The sequence below is a fragment of the uncultured Demequina sp. genome (assembly GCF_913055775.1).
Classification (GTDB): domain Bacteria; phylum Actinomycetota; class Actinomycetes; order Actinomycetales; family Demequinaceae; genus Demequina.
Window position 1 is genome coordinate 1 of sequence record NZ_CAJXJX010000134.1, and the last position, 6833, is coordinate 6833.

Here is a 6833-nt window from a genome sequence, read left to right on the forward strand (position 1 = left end):
CGGAGCGGCCTTGCGCGTGATCATGGCGTTCGGGAAGTTCCAAGGCGTGATCGATGCGGCGACACCGATGGGCTGCTTGATCACGGTGATCCGCTTGTCGCGCTGGTGGCCGGGGATGGTTTCGCCGTAAATGCGCTTGGCCTCTTCGGCAAAAAATTCAACGAAACTGGCGCCATAGGCGATTTCACCCTTGGCTTCGGCCAGCGGTTTGCCCTGCTCGGCGGTCATGATGGCGCCGAGGTCGTCCTGCGCGGCCATCATCAGGTCGTGCCACTTCATCAGCACGTTGGCGCGGTCTTCTGCGGTGCGCGCGGCCCAAGGCTTCTGGGCGATGCGGGCGGCCTCCTCGTCCGACGTGAGTCTCAGACCGGATGCGCGCACCTGGTCGACGGCGTCCTCACAGCCCGCGCGCGAGAACACGAACACGATCGCGGGGAGCAGAGCCTGACGGTCGAGGACATCGACCACCGCGAACCTGGGTGGGCTGCGCCTTCCCTGGGGCCGGCGCCCGCCGCGCGCCGGCCGATACTGCGCACGCGTGGGGTGCGAGCGCCCATCTTCGTGGCGCTGCCGCCGGGTGATCGCCTCCAGCTCGGGGTTGAGTCGCGGTGTCGGACCCGGATCGAGCGGATCCACGCCCGGCGCATACAGATCGAAGATGCCTTCGCGGACCAGCACATGGGGCCACAGCGGCACCGGTCGGCGCTCGGAGACAATCACCCTGGTGTCGCCGCGCACCTCGGTGAGCCACGCCCCGAACTCCTCGGCGTTCGACACCGTCGCGGACAGCGACACGATGGCGGTCTTGGCATCGAGATGGACGATCACCTCTTCCCACACCGAGCCGCGGTAGCGGTCGGCGAGGTAGTGCACCTCGTCCAGCACCACGACGCCGAGGCGATCCAGCGTGGGCGAGGAGGCGTAGATCATGTTGCGCAGCACCTCGGTGGTCATCACCACGATCTGCGCCTCGGAGTTGATCGAGGTGTCGCCGGTGAGGAGGCCCACGCGGTCATCGCCGTAGGCCCGTCGCAGCTCGAGGTACTTCTGGTTGCTGAGCGCCTTGATGGGCGTCGTGTAGAACGCCTTCTCCCCCCGAGCAACGCAGTGATGCACCGCGAACTCGCCGACGATGGTCTTGCCCGCCCCCGTGGGTGCCGCGACGAGCACCGAGTGCCCATCGCCCACGGCGATGCAGGCCTCCCGCTGGAAGTCGTCGAGCGGGAAGCTCAGGGACTCCTCGAACACGCTCAGGTCGTGGTGCCGCGTTCGTGCCTTCGCCGCGGCGAACCGCTCCGCCGGAGTGCTCATGCCCTCAGGCTATCCGGCCTTCCGCCGAGCACCTGCAGCGCGCCGCGCTCCGCGCGGATGTCGAGCGGCGCAGGTCCCACGAGCTCCCCATCCGCGAACGCCGCAGGCAGCGGCGCCCCGCCGGGCGCAGGGCCGATGCGCACCCGCTTCGCACGCACGACGCGCGCCTCGGGCTCGTCGAGAACCGAGCCGTCATAGAGCTTGGGGAACAGCTGGACGATGCGCCGGCGGCTGACGGCATCAGCGACGACGAGCTCGACGGAGCCGTCCACGAGCGACGAGTCGCGCGAGATGCACAGCCCGCCGCCGAACACCGGGCCGTTCGCCACGGCCACGAGCGTGCAGGACTGCTCCCACGTCTCGCCGTCGGCCTCGATGCGCACCCCGTACGGGCGGAACCGCGGCAGCTCCCTCGCGGTGGCGACCTTGTACTTGAGCGGGCCGCGGGGGAAGCGCAGGCGGTTGCCGTACGCGGCGATGGCCGCGTCGATTCCCATCGACAGCACCGCGGCGAAGTACCGCCGGCCCTTGCGGTCCGCGACCCCGCCGCCGTCGATGCGCCCCAGATCGATCCGCGCGACGTCTCCATCGAGCCCGCGTTCGAGTGCGGCGACCGAGACCTCGACATCGTGCAGCGGGAGTCCCAGCGACATCGCGGCATCGTTGCCCGAGCCGGCGGCCACGATTCCCAGCGGAAGCCGCGAGCCGGCACACGCCTGCACCCCCAGGTGCACCATGCCGTCGCCACCGACTACCACGAGCGCGTCGAGCTCGGGGTGGCGGCGCCGCGCCTCCTCGAGCGACGCCGCCCACGAACCGCGCGACAGGTCGATGACCCGGTGGCCTCGGCCCGACAGCGCCGCGACCGCCTGCGCTCCCCACCGCTGCCCGCGCCCGGAACCCGCGGTCGGGTTGGTGATCACCCCGAGCACGCTCATCGGGCATGTCCCGTCGGTGGCCGGGGCCGCGCGCGACTACGCATGCTCGCGGCGCGCCCGGCGCCGGGCCAGCGTCTCCTTGAGCCCCGCGACGCCCACGGCCGCGAAGTACAGCGCGGTCATCGGCACCGCCATCGTCATCATCGTGAAGACGTCGGGGGTGGGAGTGAGGATCGCGGACAGGATGAAGATGACCAGCACTGCCCACCGCCACCCACGCATCCACGTCGCAGGCTTGACGACGCCGGCCCAGGACAGAAACACCATGATGACGGGGAACACGAAGGCGATCCCGAACGCGACGAAGAGCCGCATCGTGAAGGTCATGAACATCTGCGCGTCGAGGAAGTTCGAGCCGCCTTCGGGCGTGAAGCCGGTCAGGATGTCCACCGCCCGCGGATAGACCCACCACGCGAGGGCGATGCCCCCCAGGAACAGCGGAATCGCCGTGCCCAGGAACCCGAAGGTGTAGCGCTTCTCCCTCGACCGCAGCCCGGGCGCGACGAATGCCCACAGCTGGTAGAGCCACCAGGGCGAGCTGAGGACGATGCCGATGAACAGCGACACCTTGATGCGCATGTCGAGGGCCGTCACCAGGCCGGCGAAGTTGATCGACACCAGGCCCTCGGACTGCTCGGCGGCGTCGAGTACCGGCTCCTGGAGCGCCTCGAACACGGGCACGTAGAAGAACCAGCCGACGACCGAGCCGACGGCGAGGCCCACGGCTACCAGGATCAGACGGTTGCGGAACTCCCGGAAGTGCGCGGTCAGGGGCATCCGCGCATCGGGATCCGCCCCTCGCGCGCGTCTACTTGGCACGCCCCTCATCGTCGGGAAGCTCGACGGTGCTGTCGGGGGCGGTGCCCGTGGCGGACGAGTCGTCCTGGCCGGAGTCCTTGTCGTCGTCCGAGAGCGACTTGGTCTCGTCCTTGAGGATCTTCATGGACTTGCCGATGCTGCGAGCGAGCTCGGGGAGCTTGGGAGCGCCGAACAGCAGCACCACGATGATGGCGATGATGATGATCTCGCGGGGTCCCATGAAAGTCTCCTCAGTAGTGCACGGACACCACAGTCTAAGCGCCCTGCGCCGCCAGCACGGCATCGGCGTGCCGCGCCAGGGCGTCACGGAGGCGTTGGGGAGCGACGCTGACCAGGTGCGGCGCGACGGACATCAGGCGCGCCGCAGCCCAGTCCTCGTCGGTGACGCCGAACGACACGGTCGCCGTCTCGTCGTCGACCACGATCGACGTGCCGGCGATGTCCTCGAATGCCCAGCGCGCGCCGCGCGCGACGACCACCGTCGCCTCGTACTGCGCGGCAAGAGCGAACCCGGGCTCCTGAGACGGACCGTGGGTCTGCTCCGACGCCAGCGCGGCGGCGGACTCGATGCGGCTGAGCCGGAGCGTGCGGTAGTCCTCGGCCCGACGGCACCAGCACTCGACGTAGCCCACCCCGTCGATCGCGACCAGGCGGTGCGGCTCGATCGTCCGCTCCGTGCGGCGATCCTGGGCGTCGACGTAGCCGATGGCAACGGCGGATCCGCCGTCGATCGCCGCGGTGAGCACGTCGCGGATCTCGGTTCCCACGTGCTCCGCGCCTTCCAGGACCGTCACCGGCGCGACGTCCCCGAAAGCCTCGCGGATGCGCCTCAGCACCTGGGCCGCGCCCTCCGGCGCGGTGCCGGCATCGATCAGCGTGGCGAGAGCACCGGTGAGCGCCACGGCCTCCTGGCCACTGAGGCGCACCTGGGAGACGCCCTGCGAGTCGCGCAGCACGGCGAGGCCCTCGTCGAGCGCGTCGAAGTCGAAGTCGAGGCACTCGTCCGGCAGGTACGGGGGCACCCCGCTCATGCCCAGCGTCCACAGCTCGCTGCTGGCGCGCTGCTCGGTGACCCCGAAGTGCTCGGCGAGAGTCGCCACCGGCGTGGGGCCGTGCACCTCGAGATAGGCCACCATCCCGAGCATGCGGACCATGCGATCCCTCGACGTCTCAGCCACGCGCCACCTCCCGGGCCGCGCGGGCGTGAGCGGCGACGGAAGCGGCCAGCTCCGCAGGCTCCACCACGCGCGCGCCACCGTGGAGCGCGAGCACCTCCGCGCGCACGAGGTCCGCGTGGCGATACCGGACGCGGAACAGGTCCCACCCATCCTCGGCTCCCACCCGCTCGCCGCGGCGCCGCAGCGCGTGACCGGCCTCGGGTCGGACCGCCACGACAGCCACGTGATCGGGAGACTCCTCGTCCAGACCGCCCAGCGGAAGCGTGGCCGGCCGTTCGAAGGCCTCCGGCTCTCCCACGGTGCGCACCGAGCCCTGAACGCGGCCCAGCCGGAAGGTGCGCACCGCATCGGCGTCCACATCCCAGCCCACCAGATAGTCGAGGCCCGCGCGCATGACGATTCCCCACGGCTGAACCGTGCGACGGCGCGTGGGCGAACTGGCGGACGCATACTCGAAACGCACCACCTGCCGGTCCGACACCGCCGCCGCCAGGACGGCGATCGCATCGGCCCCCGCCGTGGTCGACATGCCCCCGAACGGCAGCGCCGGGCTCTCTCCGTGAGCGATCGCGGAGATGAGCTTCGCGAAACCGTGGCGCGCATCGGCCTCGAGAGGCTTCCCCGCCCAGTAGTCGACCGCCAGGGCCAGCACGGCCGCGTCCTGCAGGCTCAGGTCCAGCGCGGGCATCGCGGTGTCGCCGTCGATCCGATACCCCAGATCATCCTGATGCACAGGGTCCGTGATGGTCCGCAGCGGGATGCCCATGGAGCGTAGCTCGTCCTTGTCGCGCTCGAACATGCGCTGGAACGAGGCGTCGGCGCGCTGGCGCTCCTCGTCGGAGGCCCCGGGCGTCACCGTGTCGTAGCCCTCGACACGCGCCCTGATCTGCTCGCGGGTCAGCCGGTGGCGTGTCCGCGACAGAGCGATCATCAGGTTGAGCCGCCGCTGCTCGGCCGAGACCTCGGACATCTACAGGCGCACCGCCAGCAGCTCCGTGGTGAGGATGCCCCGGCCGCCCGCCGCGTAGAGGCGGTCCATGATCTGGTTGAGCTCGCTGCGCGGCACCATCACGCGCACCGCGTGCCAATCCTTGCCGTGCAGCGGCGTCACCGTCGGCGCCTCGAATCCGGGGGTGACCGCGATGGTCGCGTCCAGGTGCTCGTCGGGGACGTCGTAGTCGATCAGCACGAACTGGCGCGCCATGAGGACGCCTCGCAGGCGGCCCGTGAGGACCGCGAGGGCGGCATCGTCCACGTCCGGACCCTTGATGAGGATCGCCTCGGACTTGAGGATCGGGTCGCCGAAGATCGACAGCCCCGCGGCCTTGAGGGTCGTGCCCGTCGAGACCACGTCCGCCACCACGTCCGCGACGCCCAGGCGCACCGAGGACTCCACCGCGCCGTCGAGGCGCACCACCGTGGCATCGACGCCGAACGACTTGAGGTGGTGCTTGACCAGCCGCGGGTAGCTGGTCGCCACGCGCTTGCCCGCGATGTCCTCGATGCTCGTCACCGCATCGGCCGGGGCCGCGTAGCGGAATGTCGAGCCGCCGAAGCCCAGCTCGAGGTGCTCGGTCGCGGGCGCTCCCGAGTCGAGCAGCAGGTCACGGCCCGTGATGCCTGCCTGCACGGTTCCCGAGCCCACGTAGACCGCGACGTCGCGCGGACGCAGGAAGAAGAACTCGACCTCGTTGCGCTGGTCGACCAGGACCAGCTCGCGCGGGTCACGGCGCTGCTTGTACCCGGCCTCCTTGAGGAGCTGCGAGGCGGGCTCGGACAGCGAGCCCTTGTTGGGGACGGCGATGCGGAGCACTTCTCTCCCTACAGGTTCCGGTACACGTCGTCGGGGGTGAGCCCCTTCGAGATCATCATGACCTGCGCCCAGTAGATCAGCTGCGAGATCTCCTCGGCAGCCTCCTCCTTGGACTGGAACTCGGCGGCCATCCACGACTCGGCGGCCTCCTCGACCAGCTTCTTGCCGATCGCGTGGACGCCCTTGTCGAGCATGGCGACGGTACCTGAGCCCTCGGGGCGCTCCTCGGCGCGCCGCGACAACTCCTCGAACAGCTGGTCGAAGGTCTTCACGGCTCCCAGCCTAGGGGATGAACCGGGGCCGGGGTCCGAGCCTGAACGCCCCCTCGATCCAAGCGAAATGGATCCATTTCACTCGTCTAGGCGCATAGGCAAGCGAAAAGGATCCATTTCGCGTGAGAGAGGCGCGCGTGAAGGGCCGATGCGCGGGCAAAGACGCGCGGTTCAGGCCAGCGAGCGCAGCGTGAGTGCCGTGTCCAGGGCGGCCTCGACGGCCTCGGCGCCCTTGTCCTCCTTGGACCCCTCGAGGCCCGCACGATCGAGGGCCTGCTGGACGTCGTCCACGGTGAGGACCCCGAAGCCGACCGGCACCCGGTGTGCGCGGGCGACCTCCGTGAGCCCCAGCGTCACGGACTCGCACACATACTCGAAGTGCGGCGTCTCCCCCTGCACCACGACGCCCAGCGCGACCACCGCATCGGCTCCCTTGGCGGCCAGGTGCTCCGCCACCACGGTGAGTTCGAATGCTCCCGCGACGCGCGTCACGCGATAGCGG

General features: G+C 70.1%; 9 protein-coding genes. All 9 read right to left on the reverse strand.

All coding sequences use genetic code 11. The features are described from left to right. Nucleotides 1-1311: aldehyde dehydrogenase family protein (locus QZ483_RS11705; protein WP_297084187.1), on the reverse strand; the 1311-nt coding region annotated here is incomplete at its 3' end. After that, a complete protein-coding gene (locus tag QZ483_RS11710) occupies nucleotides 1308-2249 on the reverse strand; it encodes a diacylglycerol kinase family protein (RefSeq protein ID WP_297084189.1) in 942 nt (313 codons plus the stop codon). The genes QZ483_RS11705 and QZ483_RS11710, both read right to left, overlap by 4 nt. Nucleotides 2250-2285: 36 nt before the next feature. Further along, entirely contained in the window at nucleotides 2286-3026 is a 741-nt protein-coding gene (gene tatC, locus QZ483_RS11715) for a twin-arginine translocase subunit TatC (RefSeq protein ID WP_297084191.1), read from the reverse strand. A gap of 31 nt (nucleotides 3027-3057) precedes the next feature. Then, entirely contained in the window at nucleotides 3058-3288 is a 231-nt protein-coding gene (gene tatA / locus QZ483_RS11720) for a Sec-independent protein translocase subunit TatA (protein ID WP_297084193.1), read from the reverse strand. A gap of 34 nt (nucleotides 3289-3322) precedes the next feature. After that, nucleotides 3323-4246, reverse strand: coding sequence for a YafY family protein (locus QZ483_RS11725; protein WP_297084195.1), 924 nt, complete (start codon nucleotides 4244-4246; stop codon nucleotides 3323-3325). Continuing rightward, nucleotides 4239-5216, reverse strand: a complete 978-nt coding sequence (locus tag QZ483_RS11730; protein WP_297084197.1) for a YafY family protein — start codon at nucleotides 5214-5216, stop codon at nucleotides 4239-4241. Before QZ483_RS11730 ends, QZ483_RS11725 begins: the two co-directional genes overlap by 8 nt. Next, nucleotides 5217-6059, reverse strand: coding sequence for an ATP phosphoribosyltransferase (gene hisG, locus QZ483_RS11735; RefSeq protein ID WP_297084200.1), 843 nt, complete (start codon nucleotides 6057-6059; stop codon nucleotides 5217-5219). Nucleotides 6060-6067: 8 nt separating this feature from the next. Beyond that, entirely contained in the window at nucleotides 6068-6331 is a 264-nt protein-coding gene (locus tag QZ483_RS11740; RefSeq protein WP_297084202.1) for a phosphoribosyl-ATP diphosphatase, read from the reverse strand. 171 nt (nucleotides 6332-6502) lie between these two features. Continuing rightward, nucleotides 6503-6833 (reverse strand): 6,7-dimethyl-8-ribityllumazine synthase (ribH, locus tag QZ483_RS11745; protein WP_297084204.1); only part of this gene is annotated, 331 nt, incomplete at its 5' end.